Origin of the sequence: Polaribacter sp. (genome assembly GCF_024639685.1) — a bacterium.
Taxonomy (GTDB): domain Bacteria; phylum Bacteroidota; class Bacteroidia; order Flavobacteriales; family Flavobacteriaceae; genus Polaribacter.
Genome location: NZ_JAHEHX010000001.1, coordinates 195,160 through 209,488, shown reverse-complemented (window position 1 = coordinate 209,488; position 14,329 = coordinate 195,160). Strand labels below are relative to the sequence as shown.

Sequence of the window (14,329 nt, the reverse complement as noted above, 5' to 3'; positions counted from 1 at the left end):
TTCAAAATAGTATAATGTTCCACGAGGAACAATCCAATTTTATGTCAAATAAGATCGATTTTTATAAAAATTTACAGCCTTATTTAGAATGTAAAGATTATACAGTTTCAGGTGAGGTTTATCAAGTTCAATTGAATAAAGAATTTGAGATGCTTGTAACAACTCCTGTTCCAAAAAACTTGGGAGATTATTACAAAAGCGAAAATTATATTTCACATACAGATGCAAAAGAATCGTTGTTTGATAAAGTTTATCAATCTGTAAAAAATATCACTTTAAAAAGAAAGTTAAAGTTGATTAATTCTTTCAACACAACAACAAAAACGATTTTAGATGTTGGTGCAGGTACAGGTGATTTTTTAAAAGTTTGTCAAAACAATTCTTGGGAAGTTTTAGGAACTGAGCCCAATTTTGACGCAAGAAAATTTGCAGAGCAAAAAGGAGTTTTATTACAAGAAGATTTATTAAAATTAACTACTAAAAAATTTGATGTAATTACACTTTGGCACGTTTTAGAACATGTAGAAAATTTGCAAGACTATATAAAATCTTTAAAAAGTTTTTTAAAAAGCAATGGAAAAATAATTGTAGCTGTACCAAATTTTAAAAGTTTTGATGCCAATTACTATAAAGACATTTGGGCTGCTTTTGATGTTCCAAGACATTTGTGGCATTTCTCTCAAACATCAATCGCAAAATTATTTGAGACAGAAAATATGATTATAGAGAAAACACTACCTATGAAATTTGATTCTTATTATGTTTCATTATTAAGTGAAAAGTACAAGCATGGAAAAATGAAACCTGCTTCAGCTTTTTACAGAGGATTTCTTTCAAATAGAAAGGCAAATAAGACTGGTGAGTATTCTTCTCTAATTTATGTTATTAAGGAAGGTAAATAATTGTTTTAAGTGGCTTTATTTTAATCTTCATTAGTAAATATAGGATAAAACCTTTTGAAAATACAAAAACCTCTTAAAACACGTGTTTTAAGAGGTTTTTGTATAGCTGTTGATTATGATAAAATTAATTGGTATAATTTTTAGCTATTTAGCAAATATACACCTAAAAGTGTTACAATAAAATAGACTGCTAAGCTCATTGCTCCTGCATAATCTTTTGCTAGACGTTGTCCTATCAACAAGAAAATTAAAACTACAGCACAAAGCTCTGCTCCTAATAAAGCAAATTCTTTTGCACCTGATGTGTACAATTGATAAACACCTAATACCATTAATAAACCAGCAATTATTTCTAACACCAAAATAACAGCCAATAATAAAGGAACACTATTTTTAAAAGGAGAGTTTTTAAAATGTTCTTTTAAAAAAGAAACATTTCCACTCCAATCTAATAATTTGTCTATTCCTGATTGTAAAAAAGTTACTGTTAAAAATAATAGTATTAATACCTCTGCAGGGTAGTTTGATAAAATGTTCATGGTTTAAAATTTATTTTAATTTTATTGACGATAGTTTGTGCTAATTTTTGGTTGCTTTCAATCGTCCAACCTGCAATATGTGGAGTTAAAATTACATTTTCTGATTGAATCAAATAGTTAAAAGCTTCTGGTATATTGTTGTTAGAAAATAGGTTTTCGAAAGATGATTTTTCGTACTCCAACACATCTAAGCCAGCACCTAATATTTTACCAGATTTTAAGCCAGTAACTAAATCTTGGGTAACTACAGATGTTCCACGTGCAGTATTTATCAACCAGAAATCTTTCTTAAAATTATTAATAAATTCTTTGTTTATCATGTTTTTAGTAAGCTCAGTTTGTGGTGTATGTAAGCTTAGAACATCACTTTTATTTTGCAATTCTTGTAAAGAAACTTGGGTACAATTGTCATCACCAACATTGGGTTTAATATCACAACAAAGTACATTTACATCAAAACCTCTTAGTTTTTTGGCAAAAGATTTACCCATATTTCCATAGCCAATTAGGCCTACAGTTTTACCATCTAATTCTAAACCTCTATTGTCTTCACGTAACCATTTTCCTTGCCTAACTTCGTTATCTGCCTTATTAAGTTTGTTAAATAAAGAAAGTAGTAAGCCTAAAGAATGCTCACCAACTGCATTTCTGTTACCTTCTGGAGCCGCAATTAGTTTTATTCCTTTACTTTCTGCATAATCGCAATTTATATTTTCTAAACCAGCTCCTACCCTACCTATAAACTTTAGATTTGTGCATTTGTCTAAAAATAGTTTATCAATCTTAAAACGACTTCTAATGATTAAACCATCATAGTTTTGAATTTTAGCTTCTACTTCACTCTTTGATGAAGTATAATCTTCATAATTGGCAAAACCTAAATCATTTAATTGTTGAATAAGTAATGGATGGTTACTGTCTAAATGCAGTATTTTCATAAGGTTATTTTTTGTTCATTAACCTTTGATCTAGTTCTTGTATTCGTTCATTTTTGTCTTTCAACTCCATTTTATAATATAAACTGGTAATTAAATAAACTAAAACAAAAGCTTGTCTTAGGCTGTTATTGTCAGAAAACTGAACTTCAAAAAATAAATCTAAAATATAGAGAATTGCAGCAGTAATTAAAGAAATGTAAGAAATACTCTCTAAAATAAGTTTAATATTGTTCTTCTTCATTTGGAAAATCTTTACTTTTTACATCAGCTATGTATTTTTGAAATGCACCTGTCATTTCTTTATATAAATCTAAATACCTACGTAAAAACCTTGGGTTGAATTCGTGCGTCATTCCAACCATATCGTGAGTAACTAAAACTTGCCCATCAACTCCATTTCCTGCTCCAATACCGATTACAGGAATTGAAATTGCTTCTGCTACTTTTTGAGCTAATTTTGCTGGTACTTTTTCTAAAACTAAAGCAAAACAACCAATTCTCTCTAGCATTAAAGCATCTTCCATTAGCTTTTCTGCTTCTTCTTCTTCTTTGGCTCTAACAGTGTATGTGCCAAATTTATAAATAGATTGTGGAGTTAAACCTAAATGTCCCATAACAGGTATACCCGCGTTTAAAATACGCTTTATAGATTCTTTAATTTCTTTACCACCTTCTAATTTTATAGAATGACCTCCACTCTCTTTCATAATTCGAATTGCAGAACGCAAAGCTTCTTTAGGGTCAGATTGGTAACTACCAAAAGGTAAATCTACAACAACTAAAGATCTGTCTATAGCCCTAACCACAGAACTTGCATGATAAATCATTTGATCTAAAGTAATAGGTAATGTAGTTTCATGCCCAGCCATAACATTAGAGGCAGAATCACCTACAAGTAATACATCTACACCTGCATTATCTAATATTTTAGCCATGGTATAATCATAAGCAGTTAACATAGAGATTTTTTCTCCATTGGCTTTCATTTCTACTAAAGATTTTACAGTAACTCTTTTGTACTCTTTTTTTGCTACAGACATAATATGTTTTTTGACAGGGGTAAAAGTAATAAATAATCGTAGATTTTTAGGGCGTTAATACTTTCTATAATTTTATTAATATGCTTTTTTTAGTTAGATTTAGACATTATAAATTTATTGATATGCAAAAAAGTATTGTTTTTATTATTGTTTTGGTATGCTCTTTATCATTTAATGCTCAAGATAACTCACCCGAAAATGAGGTTAAACAAGTAATTGAAACCTTTTTTGAAGGACTACATAAAGGAGATAGTACTTTAATGGCTTCTACCCTACATAAAGACATTAAAATTCAAACCACTTCTAGTATGAGTGGTCCTAATGGTTTATTACAAACAGATTCTAGAGTAAAATTACTTACAGCTATTGCTAATAAAAACCCAGAACATGTATACTTAGAAAAATTACTTTCTTATACTATTAAAATTGATGGAAATATAGCCTCTGTTTGGACACCCTATGAGTTTTATTTTAATAATAACTTTAGCCATTGTGGAGCTAATTCATTTCAACTTTTTAAAAATGAAACCAATTGGAAAATCATTTATTTGGTTGATATGAGAAGAAGAGATAAGTGTAATGTAGGTAAAGTAAAAAAATAAACTATATTTGGCTTATTCTTATTTAACCCTATGCACCCATAACAAAACACATTAAACCCAGAAAGATGGATAGATCATTATGCAGACGATCTATTTAACTATGCTGTAGTTCGTGTTTACAATAGCGATTTAGCAAAAGACTTGGTGCAAGACACCTTTTTTGTAGGGTTAAAATCTGCAAAAAACTTTCAAGGTAAAGCTTCTGAAAGAACTTGGCTTGTATCTATTTTAAAGCGAAAAGTAACGCAATTAAGAAAATGTATGGAAGATAACTGGTTTAATAATTAAGAGATGTTTAAAAGGTTAAATATAACTTGTGATGAAGCCACAAAAATTTGTGATAAAAGTCAATATGGAGAGGCGACAGTTTTAGAAAAGATAAAATTAAAGATTCACTTTTTAAATTGTGTAATTTGTAAACTTTACACAAAACAAAACCTATTATTAAGTTTTTTTTACAAGAAACAAGCAGAGGCTTGTAAAAAAGTACATCATTGTTTAACTTCCGAAGAAAAAGAGGTTTTAAAACAAAAGATCAAAGAAGCTAAAACTTAGACAAACCATAATTTTAACTGTGTTTTTTTTGGAATTAAATAGAAACAGATTTTTATAAAAATATAATGTCTGTTTTTTTATTTTTGATAAAAATTAAAACATGCATTTCCTTCCAGAAAAATTAGATGATTATGTTGTAGAACATTCGCAACAAGAACCACAAATTCTAAAAGAATTAAGTAGAGAAACTTGGCAAAAAGTTCTCAACCCAAGAATGATTAGTGGTGCTTATCAAGGAAGGTTGCTTTCTATTATATCAAAGTTAATAAACCCAAAGCATATTTTAGAAATAGGAACTTATACAGGGTATTCTGCTTTATGTTTTGCAGAAGGTTTACAAAAAGAAGGCACAATAATTACTTTAGATAAAAATGAAGAGTTAGAAACACTTCAAAATAAATATTTCGAAAAGTCAGGTTATAGAAATCAGATTGTACAAAAAGTTGGTAATGCCTTAGAAATTATACCAAACATTGAAGAAAAGTTCGATTTGGTTTTTATTGATGCAGATAAGTCTAATTACTCCAATTACTTTCATTTGATAATCGACAAAATGAAACCAGGAGGCATTATTTTATCTGATAATGTACTTTGGAGTGGAAAAGTTATAGAAAAATTAGATCCAAAAGATACTGATACCAAAGAATTATTGGCTTATAATAAATTATTAAACACAGATGATAGAATAGAAACCGTGTTGCTACCTATTAGAGATGGATTAACGATAAGCAGAGTGAAACTTTAGTAACACTATCTTTTCCTCTTGACAGGGCCTTTAAAGTCGTCTAACTTATCTTTAACGTTGTTAACTTCTTTAGTAATGTCTTTGGTAACATCTAAGTCTAAATCATTTAATTTAGCACTCTCGTTAATTTCTTTTTTGATGTCATTGGTTGCATCTTTAACCTGACGTATTCCCTTACCTAAACCTCTTGCGATTTCAGGTATTTTATCTGCTCCAAAAACCATAACCACTATTAACATGATTACAAAAATCTCTGGAGTACCAATAAAAAGGAAATGTGTACTTAACATACTACAAAGATATAGTTTATTCTAATAAATAATTTAGAAACATTTTCAAATTTTTAATTTTATTAGAAAGAAGTTTACAATTTTATACTAGTTTCAACTCTTTTGAAGTGAAGTCTCTGAAAAATAAAAGAGTATTTATTTTTATTATATTTAGGCTAATGATAGATTTAAGTGTAAAAGAAATATATGCAATTGTTGGGCTTTTAATGTTGATTTTAGCAGCATTTACTTATTCCCAAAACAAAAAACTTACCTTAGTTTTTAGTATTTAAGGTACTTACTTAATACTGAACTACTTTCTACCTAAAAATTTATTTTTTGATATTGTTTCTTTTCTAGTAATAATCTCACCATTTGTGTATGTTAAAATTAATAAAAAGAGTTTTTTTGATTAAATGCTATTGGAAATTTAATTTTGTTTGTCTATCATACATTACAATACTGCCAGCCACAGAAACATTTAAACTTAATTCAGATTTAAATTTTACTAAATTATGCGATTTATCAATGGCTAATTTAGATAACCCATGATCTTCTGCTCCTAGTAAATACACACAACGTTTTGGGTGCTTAAATATCTCTAATTGAAGCGATTTTTCATCTAATTCTACACCAACTAACATTGCACCTTTTGGTAAGTTGTTAAAAAAATCATCGAAGTTTTCATAGTGAAAATAGGGCATTGCACCAGTTGCTTTATGCGTTTCACAAGCTTGTTTTGCATATCTATTACCAATGGTAAAAATAAAACTTGCACCCATATTTTGGGCAGATCTCCAAAGAACGCCTAAGTTTTCAGGTGTTTTTCCATTCTGAATTCCTATACCAAAAAAGCCTTGTTCTAGATTATTTACCATTTTACTTACTCAACATACGCTTAATCTCATTTAGTTTCATTAAAGCTTCAATAGGTGTTAGTGTATCAATATTTGTTGCTAAAATTTCTTCGCGAATATTTTCCAATAAAGGATCATCTAACTGAAAAAAACTGAGTTGCATTTCTTCGTGTTGAGATTGTTTTAAAACCTCTTTAACTTCTGCGTTTTTGTTGTTTTTTTCTAATTGAGCCAATATTTTATTCGCTCTATGAATCACCATATTTGGCATTCCTGCTAATTTGGCTACGTGAATACCAAAACTGTGGTTAGAGCCTCCAGAAACTAGTCTACGTAAGAAAATAATGTTGTCTTCCAACTCTTTTACAGATACATTAAAGTTTTTAATGCGCTCAAAAGTTGTAGTCATTTCATTCAATTCGTGATAATGAGTAGCAAATAATGTTTTTGCTTTTGATGGATGTTCGTGCAAGAACTCAGAAATGGCCCAAGCAATAGAGATACCATCATAAGTAGAGGTTCCTCTACCAATTTCATCTAATAAAATTAAACTGCGCTCAGAAACGTTATTTAAGATAGATGCAGTTTCGTTCATTTCTACCATAAATGTAGATTCGCCCATAGAAATATTGTCACTAGCACCAACTCTGGTAAAAATTTTATCTACAATTCCGATTTTTGCATTTTGAGCAGGCACATAACTACCCATTTGTGCCAATAAAACAATTAAAGCAGTTTGTCTTAAAATGGCAGATTTACCAGACATATTTGGCCCAGTAATCATAATAATTTGTTGCTGATTTCTGTTTAAAACAACATCGTTTGCAATATACGTTTGATCAATTGGAAGTTGTTTTTCTATAACAGGATGCCTTCCGTTTTTAATGTCTAAATCTGTACTTTCATCCATAATTGGACGCACGTAATTATGTTCAACAGCTAAAATAGAAAAGGACAACAAACAGTCTATTTTTGCAATAATCTGCGCATTTTCTTGAACTACATCTACAAACTGAATGATGTATTGTAATAATTTTGAGAAAATTTCTTGTTCTAATTTGGCAATCTTTTCTTCAGCACCTAAGATTTTGGCTTCGTATTCTTTAAGCTCTTCAGTAATGTATCTTTCTGCAGAAACTAAAGTCTGTTTTCTAATCCATTGTTCAGGAACTTTATCTTTATGTGTGTTTCTGACCTCAATGTAATAGCCAAAAACATTATTGAAAGCAATTTTTAAACTTGTAATTCCTGTAGCTTCAGTTTCGCGAGCCAACAGTTCATCTAAAAACTGTTTTCCTGATGATGAAATTGCACGCAAATCGTCTAATTCTTGATGTACATTGTTGGCAATTGCATTTCCTTTATTGATGTTTACAGGAGCATCATCAAACAAGGTTTCAGAAATTTTAGTGATTAAATTTTCACAAGTGTGAAGTTGTTTTCCTAAATTCTGAACAGCTTTATTTTTACTCTTCTCTGCTTCAATTTTTATCGGTAAAATTGCTCTCAAAGAATCTTTTAACAATACAATTTCTCTTGGTGAAGCTTTGCCTGTAGCCACTTTAGAAATGAGTCTTTCTAAATCAGAAATTTGTTTTAATTGGTACGTTACAGTTTGAGAAAATTCATCAGAATCTATAAAAAACTTTACGAGTTCGTGACGATTTTTAATTTCATCAATATTTTTTAATGGTAAAGCCAACCAACGTTTTAATAAACGTCCACCCATAGGTGAAATGGTTTTATCAATAACATCCAAAAGCGTTACTGCATTTACAGAATTTGGATTGTACAGTTCTAAATTTCTTACTGTAAAACGATCCATCCAAACATAATTATCTTCTGCAATTCTGCTGATATTTTGAATGTGTTTTAACTGATTGTGTTGTGTTTCTGATAAATAATACAACACTGCACCAGCTGCAATAATTCCGTTTTTTAAATCTTGAACTCCAAAACCTTTTAGCGTTTTTACTTCAAAATGATTTTGTAAAGTTTCGTTAGCATATTCCTTTTGGTATAACCAATCATCTAGGTAAAATGTGTAGTATCTATTCTCAAATAATTCTAAAAATTGTTGCTTGTTTTGCTTCTGAACTAAAACTTCACTTGGACTGAAATTTTGCAGCAATTTATCTATGTATTCAGCAGTTCCTTGAGCTACTAAAAATTCACCTGTAGAAACATCAAGAAATGATATTCCCAGTTGTTTTTTATCAAAATGTACAGCCGCTAAAAAGTTATTACTTTTACTTTGTAAAACTTCATCATTTAAAGAAACACCAGGCGTAACCAATTCTGTCACTCCACGTTTTACAATGGTTTTGGTCATTTTTGGATCTTCTAATTGATCGCAAATAGCAACACGCATTCCTGCTTTCACCAACTTTGGCAAATAGGTATTTAAAGAATGATGAGGAAAGCCAGCCAAAGCCGTTTCAGAATCTGAGCCAGCACCTCTTTTAGTTAATGTAATGCCTAATACTTGCGCTGCTTTTTTAGCATCTTCTCCAAAAGTTTCATAGAAATCTCCAACACGAAAAAGTAACATGGCATCAGGATATTTAATCTTGATGTTATTGTACTGTTTCATTAAAGGTGTAACCTTTTTCGTTTTTGATTTTGCCAAGTTTTTGGAAATTTTCAATTAGTTTTGCGAAGATATAAAATATAGTTGTTAGTGTTTAGTTTTTGGTTGTGAGTTCAATTACCATCAACTAAAACTACAAACCAACAACCAAACAAAATGAGGAAATTAAAAAATAATGAGTTAGATAGAATTTCGGTTGATGAATTTAAAGCAGTTGATAAAACACCCTTAATTGTGGTGTTAGACAATGTACGAAGCTTAAATAATATTGGCTCAGTTTTTAGAACTAGTGATGCTTTTTTAATTGAGAAAATTTACTTGTGCGGTATTACTGCAACACCACCCAACAAAGATATTCATAAAACAGCTTTAGGGGCAACAGAATCTGTAGATTGGGAGTATGTAGAAAATACGTTAGATATCATTAAAAAATTAAAGACAGCCAACGTAAAAGTACTTTCTATAGAACAGGCTGAAAACGCTACAAAACTAGACGCCTTCTTGCCTAAAAAGGCTGAAAAATACGCAATTGTGATGGGAAATGAGGTAAAAGGAGTGCAGCAAGAAGTGATAAATGTTAGCGATTTTTGTATCGAAATTCCCCAACTTGGAACCAAACATTCTTTAAATATCTCTGTGACGACAGGTATTGTAATTTGGGATTTATTTCAAAAACTCTTATAGAAATTTCTTTTTTAAGATAAAAAAAATTATTTTTAAGAAATAAATTATTTTGATAGATGAGAAAGAAAATAACCTACATATTTTTTTTTACTTTTTTTAGTGTGTTTTCTTTCATAGATTTATACAGTCTTATTAAATAAAAAATGGGATTAATTGTAGGTGTAAGTTTTAGGTAAATTTTATGCCAAAATGAAAAAGAGAAAAAAGTCTTTCTGATTATTCAGTTAGACTTTTTTAAAACCCTAGAACCAATTGTGCTATTGTAAAGTAAATTAGAATTCCTAAAATATCATTGCTGGTTGTAATAAAAGGTCCAGTTGCTAATGCAGGGTCTATTCCCTTTTTTGCTAATATAATGGGGATAAACGTTCCTACTATTGAAGCAATTATAATTACAGATACTAAAGACGCTGCTACAGTAAATCCTAAGTTTAAAGGAAACCCAAGAAATAACATTCCTGCAGACAATAATAAACCAGCTAAAACCGCTCCATTTAATAGTCCTTGTAAAATTTCTTTTAATAACCGTCTAAAAAGAGAACCTTTCAGGCTGTCATTGGCCAATCCTTGCACTATAATTGCAGAAGATTGTACACCAACATTACCGGCCATTGCTGCAATTAATGGTGTAAAGAAAAAAAGTTCTGGGTATTGATCCATTGCACTATCAAAACTACCTAGTACTGATACTGAAATAAACCCACCAAAAAGCGCTAAAATTAACCAAGGTAAACGTGCTTTTGTAATTTCCCAAATACTATCATTAACTTCTACATCTTGAGAAAAACCTGCAGCCATTTGGTAATCTTTGTCAGCTTCATCTCTAATTACATCTACAATATCATCAATAGTAATTCTACCCAATAATACATGGTTGTCATCTACAACAGGGATGGCTTCTAAATCGTACTTTGCCATAATTTTTGCTATTTCCTCATCATCTTCAGAAACATTTACAGCATCTACTTTGTCTTTTGCAATTTCTGCTATTTTTTGATCTGATTTTGCAATAATCAAATCTTTTAAAGAAAGTCTTCCAACTAATTTTTCTTCTTTATCCACTACGTAAATAGAATGCACCCTTGTTACTTCTTTAGCTTGGCCACGTATTCTACGCATACATCCAGCAACTGTCCAAGTTTCGTAAACCTTTACCAATTCTTTTGCCATTAAAGCACCTGCAGTGTTTTCTTCGTACGATAAAAGTTCTTTAATATCTGCGGCTAACTCATCGTCTTCTAAGGCGCTTATTACCCTATTTTGTCTTTCAACAGATAATTCACCAATTATATCAGCAGCGTCATCAGAGTCCATCTCTCCTACTTCATCTGCAATTTCTTGGGCTGATAAGTTTTCTAGAATTTTTTCACGAATGTCTTCATCTAATTCAGTAAGAATTTCTGATGTTTTTTCGCTATCTAAGAGTTTAATAATGTAAATAGCTTCGTCAAAATCTACTTCATCTAAGACTTCTGCAATGTCTGCAAAGTGAACCTCAGCAAATAGGGCAGTAATTTCTTTAGACTTATCTAATGTAATTAATTCTGATAGATTATCTAAAAAGTCGTCTGAAATATCAAATGGCATTATTTGCTATTTTTTTCGTTAGTGAAATAAATTCTTGAACAGACAATTGTTCTGGTCTTTTCGCAAATATAGGTTCTTCTTTTAAAGAATCCGAAAGTTTAAAGGTTTTTAAACTAGACCGTAGCATTTTTCTTCGCTGATTAAATGCTGTTTTTACCACTCTAAAAAATAGTTTTTCATCTACAGGCAAACTGTAATCTTTTTTTCTGATTAGTCTAATTACTCCTGAATCTACTTTTGGTGGTGGATTAAATACAGTTGGTGGTACAGTAAATAAATATTCTACGTCATAGAAAGCTTGAGTTAATACAGATAGAATTCCGTAAACTTTAGAGCCTTCTTTTTCTGTAATTCTTTTGGCTACTTCTTTTTGAAACATACCAGCAAATTCTGGCACAAAATCTCTGTTCTCAATAGCTTTAAAAACAATTTGCGTAGAAATATTGTAAGGAAAATTACCAATAATAGCTACTTGATCTTTATTGAAAAGAGTTTGTAAATCTTTTTTTAAAAAATCACCTTCTATAATGTTAAAATTGTCTGAAGTTGTATTTAAATGAAGCTGCTCTATTGGAAACACCACTTTTAAATATGCCACAGATTCTCTGTCTAACTCTAAAACTGTGGTTTTTGGTTTTTTCTGCAATAAGTATTTGGTTAAAACACCCATTCCTGGTCCAATTTCTAATACATGATTGTACCCATTTTCGGTTAAAGCATCTGCAATATCTTTTGCAATACTTTCATTTGTTAAGAAATGTTGACCTAAGTGTTTTTTTGCTTTTACAGACATACTTTAGTTGCTCGTTGCTGTTGGGTAGAATTCTTTTATCAACTTTAATTCGGTTCTAAAAGCTAATATTTTATCACCAAATTTTTCACTTGTTTTTATACGTAAAGCTTCAGCATTTTCTGAGTAATAATTTTCTAAATCGCCTTTAGTCTCTGCAGTATATTGCACAGAATAAGATTTACCACCCATTTCTTCTTCTACCATAATCTGCGTGAATTTTGCTGATATAAACTTGCCTGTATTTAAAACATCTATAATGTTGGTTTCCATCCAAGTTAACCACTCTTCATGAACAGCATCGTCTACATTTATAGTTACGTTGTATATGTACATTTTATTTTTTTTAAAGGTTATCTCCTCTTAATTTTCTGAATTTTTTTCTAGCGTCTACCAAATAAACACTAGAAGGATGCTCAAAGATAATTTTTTGATAGAACTCTTTTGCTTTTTCTTTATCATTTAACTGATAATTGTAGGTTTCTGCCATTAAAAAGTAAATATCGTCTACTAAAAAACCTTGATTGTCTGCTGCAATAATTTTTTCTAAGCTTAATATTGCTTCTAAATATTGGCTTTCTTTAATCTGCAATTTGGCTTGTAGAAAAAGAGCATCATCATAAATTACTTCTCCAGCCACTAAACCATTTACAAATAAATCTTTAGAGGCAAATAAATTCTTTATAACTTCTAAACCTTCTTTGTTTTTATTTTGATAAGATAACAATTCTGCTTGCGCTAGTTGTTTTAACCCTGAAGGAATAGAATCTACTGGTTCATTATCTGTTATTCTTAAAAATAAATCTACAGCGTCATTAGCTATAAGCTGTGTTGTAGCGCTTTTTAATACCTTTAGTTGGGCTTTAGCCCAACTAAAATCTCCTTTAAAATAACTAGTTTGTGCTATTTTAAAACGTGCTTCTTGTGCTAATTCAGACCCTTTTAATTGTGTTTGAATTTGAGAAAAGTAAATTAATGCTTTATTGAATTTACCTCTAAAAACTAAAACATCACCTAATTTTAATTTGATGTTTCCTCTCTCGAATTTAGAGCTGGCACAGGTTAATGCTTCTTCTAAAACTTTTGTTGCTTGTAGAGGTTCGTTTTTACTAAAGGTTAAATAGTTTGCATAGGTTACTTGTAGGTCAATTGTTCGTTGATTTTTACCAAACTCCGTAAATAATTGTTGAAATAATTTTTCGGTTTCCAAGTTTTTGTTTGCTACAGCAATTTTTGCAAGGTAAACATTGGCATCAATCCTTTCTTCTACTAAAAATGCATTTTCATTAACAAATTGAAAACATTTGTTTGCAGCTTCATAATCTGCATTATCGAATGCAATTTTACCTAAATTGAAAATTTCTGCTAAACCACCATTATTTCTTTGATACAATGCTTTTTCTTGAATGAACGCTTTGTTGTAATCTTTTTGTTTTGCAAATAGCCAACTTAAAAGTATGTTCCATTCGTTTTTAGGATTACTTGTAGCCTTTCTTAAAAGAGTCTTTCTAAAAACAATATTAGTTTCATTTTCAGCATCATCTGTAATGTATCTGCTTGTATATCTTTGAACTAAATCTAAATATGAATCATTTTTATCTAGTAAATTTATATAAGATTCAAACATTTTTTCATACTGCCCTTTTTCTCCATAAATCTGTGCAATTTGAAAATTGTAGTTTCCATTAGGGTTTTTCTGCATCGCTTTTTCATAAGCTAGAATTGCATTATCTAACAGATTATAATCTTTAAATAGGCGACCAATAATTCCTCCATAATTGGCAAATTCCTCTAATGAGTTTATGGCTTTGTCATAATTAACCTGAGCCAACTCTTTTAATTGTTGCCTTTGGTAATTATAACCTAACAAGACATACAGATAGTTATGTGTTGTATTTTTCTTGATTCTATTTTGTAATAGATCTTCTGCAATACTAAATTTATCTGTTTCTTGGTAACAAGAAATTAAACGTGTTAAATAAGTAGTATTGAAAGAGCTCTTTTGATAAAGTTTTTCAAAAATCTGTGTTGCTTTTTCATATTCTCCTTTTCTATAGTAAGTTTCTGCTAAATAAAAACTGTTCTGACTTTCATTTTGAGCAAAAGATAAGCAGCTAATTAACAGAAAAAAAGCGAAGAAAAATTGTTTCATACTCTTCAAAGATAATCAACATAAATGTTAACTTTTATTAAATAAACCTTATTTAGAAGAATTGTTTGTAAAATTCTGG

Annotated in this window: 16 protein-coding genes and 1 pseudogene; 6 read left to right on the top strand and 11 right to left on the bottom strand. The window is 30.0% G+C overall.

From position 1 onward, the window contains the following. Positions 1 to 41: 41 nt before the first annotated feature. The gene (locus Q0L44_RS01025; protein WP_296634056.1) at positions 42 to 902 is read left to right on the top strand and encodes a class I SAM-dependent methyltransferase; all 861 of its coding nucleotides are present in this window, start codon (positions 42 to 44) and stop codon (positions 900 to 902) included. 140 nt (positions 903 to 1,042) lie between these two features. Here the strand turns inward: Q0L44_RS01025 and Q0L44_RS01020 are convergent, their stop codons facing one another. Genes Q0L44_RS01020 through panB form a run of 4 tightly spaced genes read right to left on the bottom strand, consistent with a single transcriptional unit; the run spans position 1,043 to position 3,419 of the window. Beyond that, the gene (locus Q0L44_RS01020; protein WP_296634053.1) at positions 1,043 to 1,441 is read right to left on the bottom strand and encodes a DoxX family membrane protein; all 399 of its coding nucleotides are present in this window, start codon (positions 1,439 to 1,441) and stop codon (positions 1,043 to 1,045) included. Next, positions 1,438 to 2,379, bottom strand: a complete 942-nt coding sequence (locus Q0L44_RS01015; RefSeq protein WP_296634051.1) for a 2-hydroxyacid dehydrogenase — start codon at positions 2,377 to 2,379, stop codon at positions 1,438 to 1,440. The genes Q0L44_RS01020 and Q0L44_RS01015 overlap by 4 nt, the downstream gene beginning before the upstream one ends. 4 nt (positions 2,380 to 2,383) lie before the next feature. Then, a complete protein-coding gene (locus Q0L44_RS01010) occupies positions 2,384 to 2,620 on the bottom strand; it encodes a hypothetical protein (protein ID WP_296634050.1) in 237 nt (78 codons plus the stop codon). Then, positions 2,601 to 3,419 carry a 3-methyl-2-oxobutanoate hydroxymethyltransferase gene (gene panB, locus Q0L44_RS01005; RefSeq protein ID WP_296634048.1) on the bottom strand — a complete coding sequence of 273 codons (819 nt, stop codon included), beginning with the start codon at positions 3,417 to 3,419 and terminating at the stop codon, positions 2,601 to 2,603. The genes Q0L44_RS01010 and panB overlap by 20 nt, the downstream gene beginning before the upstream one ends. 122 nt (positions 3,420 to 3,541) lie before the next feature. On the opposite strand from panB, the gene Q0L44_RS01000 reads away from it, so the two are divergent. The 4 genes and pseudogenes from Q0L44_RS01000 to Q0L44_RS00985 all read left to right on the top strand — a co-directional run bounded on the left by Q0L44_RS01000 (position 3,542) and on the right by Q0L44_RS00985 (position 5,321). Next, the gene (locus Q0L44_RS01000; protein WP_296634045.1) at positions 3,542 to 4,021 is read left to right on the top strand and encodes a nuclear transport factor 2 family protein; all 480 of its coding nucleotides are present in this window, start codon (positions 3,542 to 3,544) and stop codon (positions 4,019 to 4,021) included. Between the two features lie 69 nt (positions 4,022 to 4,090). Next, positions 4,091 to 4,264, top strand: a pseudogene (locus Q0L44_RS00995) (sigma factor); the annotation flags it as partial. Positions 4,265 to 4,312: 48 nt separating this feature from the next. Then, a complete protein-coding gene (locus tag Q0L44_RS00990; protein ID WP_296634043.1) occupies positions 4,313 to 4,576 on the top strand; it encodes a hypothetical protein in 264 nt (87 codons plus the stop codon). Between the two features lie 100 nt (positions 4,577 to 4,676). Continuing rightward, positions 4,677 to 5,321, top strand: a complete 645-nt coding sequence (locus Q0L44_RS00985; protein ID WP_296634040.1) for an O-methyltransferase — start codon at positions 4,677 to 4,679, stop codon at positions 5,319 to 5,321. A 5-nt stretch (positions 5,322 to 5,326) separates the two neighbouring features. On the opposite strand, the gene tatA is transcribed toward Q0L44_RS00985, so the two are convergent. The 3 genes from tatA to mutS form a co-directional block, all read right to left on the bottom strand. After that, a complete protein-coding gene (gene tatA, locus Q0L44_RS00980) occupies positions 5,327 to 5,611 on the bottom strand; it encodes a twin-arginine translocase TatA/TatE family subunit (protein WP_296634037.1) in 285 nt (94 codons plus the stop codon). Between the two features lie 398 nt (positions 5,612 to 6,009). After that, a complete protein-coding gene (locus Q0L44_RS00975) occupies positions 6,010 to 6,468 on the bottom strand; it encodes an RNA methyltransferase (protein ID WP_296634034.1) in 459 nt (152 codons plus the stop codon). 1 nt (position 6,469) lies between these two features. Further along, positions 6,470 to 9,076, bottom strand: coding sequence for a DNA mismatch repair protein MutS (mutS, locus tag Q0L44_RS00970; RefSeq protein WP_296634031.1), 2,607 nt, complete (start codon positions 9,074 to 9,076; stop codon positions 6,470 to 6,472). Positions 9,077 to 9,193: 117 nt separating this feature from the next. Between mutS and Q0L44_RS00965 the strand changes: the two genes are divergently transcribed. After that, entirely contained in the window at positions 9,194 to 9,721 is a 528-nt protein-coding gene (locus Q0L44_RS00965; RefSeq protein ID WP_296634029.1) for an RNA methyltransferase, read from the top strand. Positions 9,722 to 9,955: 234 nt separating this feature from the next. Here Q0L44_RS00965 and mgtE read toward each other — a convergent pair whose 3' ends face one another. Genes mgtE through Q0L44_RS00945 form a run of 4 tightly spaced genes read right to left on the bottom strand, consistent with a single transcriptional unit; the run spans position 9,956 to position 14,250 of the window. Next, positions 9,956 to 11,308 carry a magnesium transporter gene (gene mgtE, locus Q0L44_RS00960; protein WP_296634026.1) on the bottom strand — a complete coding sequence of 451 codons (1,353 nt, stop codon included), beginning with the start codon at positions 11,306 to 11,308 and terminating at the stop codon, positions 9,956 to 9,958. Then, positions 11,298 to 12,101 (bottom strand): 16S rRNA (adenine(1518)-N(6)/adenine(1519)-N(6))-dimethyltransferase RsmA, encoded by an 804-nt coding sequence (gene rsmA, locus Q0L44_RS00955; RefSeq protein WP_296634024.1) that lies wholly within the window; start codon positions 12,099 to 12,101, stop codon positions 11,298 to 11,300. Before rsmA ends, mgtE begins: the two co-directional genes overlap by 11 nt. Before the next feature lie 3 nt (positions 12,102 to 12,104). After that, positions 12,105 to 12,434, bottom strand: a complete 330-nt coding sequence (locus Q0L44_RS00950) for a DUF4286 family protein (protein ID WP_296634021.1) — start codon at positions 12,432 to 12,434, stop codon at positions 12,105 to 12,107. 10 nt (positions 12,435 to 12,444) lie between these two features. After that, positions 12,445 to 14,250, bottom strand: coding sequence for a tetratricopeptide repeat protein (locus Q0L44_RS00945; protein ID WP_296634018.1), 1,806 nt, complete (start codon positions 14,248 to 14,250; stop codon positions 12,445 to 12,447). Between the last annotated feature and the right edge of the window lie 79 nt (positions 14,251 to 14,329).

Coding starts and splice junctions, on each gene's coding strand:
- rsmA (WP_296634024.1), bottom strand. CDS start 12,101: ATGTCTGTAAAAGCAAAAAAACACTTAGGTCAACATTTCTTAACAAAT.
- Q0L44_RS00985 (WP_296634040.1), top strand. CDS start 4,677: ATGCATTTCCTTCCAGAAAAATTAGATGATTATGTTGTAGAACATTCG.
- Q0L44_RS00965 (WP_296634029.1), top strand. CDS start 9,194: ATGAGGAAATTAAAAAATAATGAGTTAGATAGAATTTCGGTTGATGAA.
- mgtE (WP_296634026.1), bottom strand. CDS start 11,308: ATGCCATTTGATATTTCAGACGACTTTTTAGATAATCTATCAGAATTA.
- panB (WP_296634048.1), bottom strand. CDS start 3,419: ATGTCTGTAGCAAAAAAAGAGTACAAAAGAGTTACTGTAAAATCTTTA.
- Q0L44_RS00950 (WP_296634021.1), bottom strand. CDS start 12,434: ATGTACATATACAACGTAACTATAAATGTAGACGATGCTGTTCATGAA.
- Q0L44_RS01010 (WP_296634050.1), bottom strand. CDS start 2,620: ATGAAGAAGAACAATATTAAACTTATTTTAGAGAGTATTTCTTACATT.
- tatA (WP_296634037.1), bottom strand. CDS start 5,611: ATGTTAAGTACACATTTCCTTTTTATTGGTACTCCAGAGATTTTTGTA.
- Q0L44_RS01020 (WP_296634053.1), bottom strand. CDS start 1,441: ATGAACATTTTATCAAACTACCCTGCAGAGGTATTAATACTATTATTT.
- Q0L44_RS01025 (WP_296634056.1), top strand. CDS start 42: ATGTCAAATAAGATCGATTTTTATAAAAATTTACAGCCTTATTTAGAA.
- Q0L44_RS01000 (WP_296634045.1), top strand. CDS start 3,542: ATGCAAAAAAGTATTGTTTTTATTATTGTTTTGGTATGCTCTTTATCA.
- Q0L44_RS01015 (WP_296634051.1), bottom strand. CDS start 2,379: ATGAAAATACTGCATTTAGACAGTAACCATCCATTACTTATTCAACAA.
- Q0L44_RS00975 (WP_296634034.1), bottom strand. CDS start 6,468: ATGGTAAATAATCTAGAACAAGGCTTTTTTGGTATAGGAATTCAGAAT.
- Q0L44_RS00945 (WP_296634018.1), bottom strand. CDS start 14,250: ATGAAACAATTTTTCTTCGCTTTTTTTCTGTTAATTAGCTGCTTATCT.
- Q0L44_RS00990 (WP_296634043.1), top strand. CDS start 4,313: ATGTTTAAAAGGTTAAATATAACTTGTGATGAAGCCACAAAAATTTGT.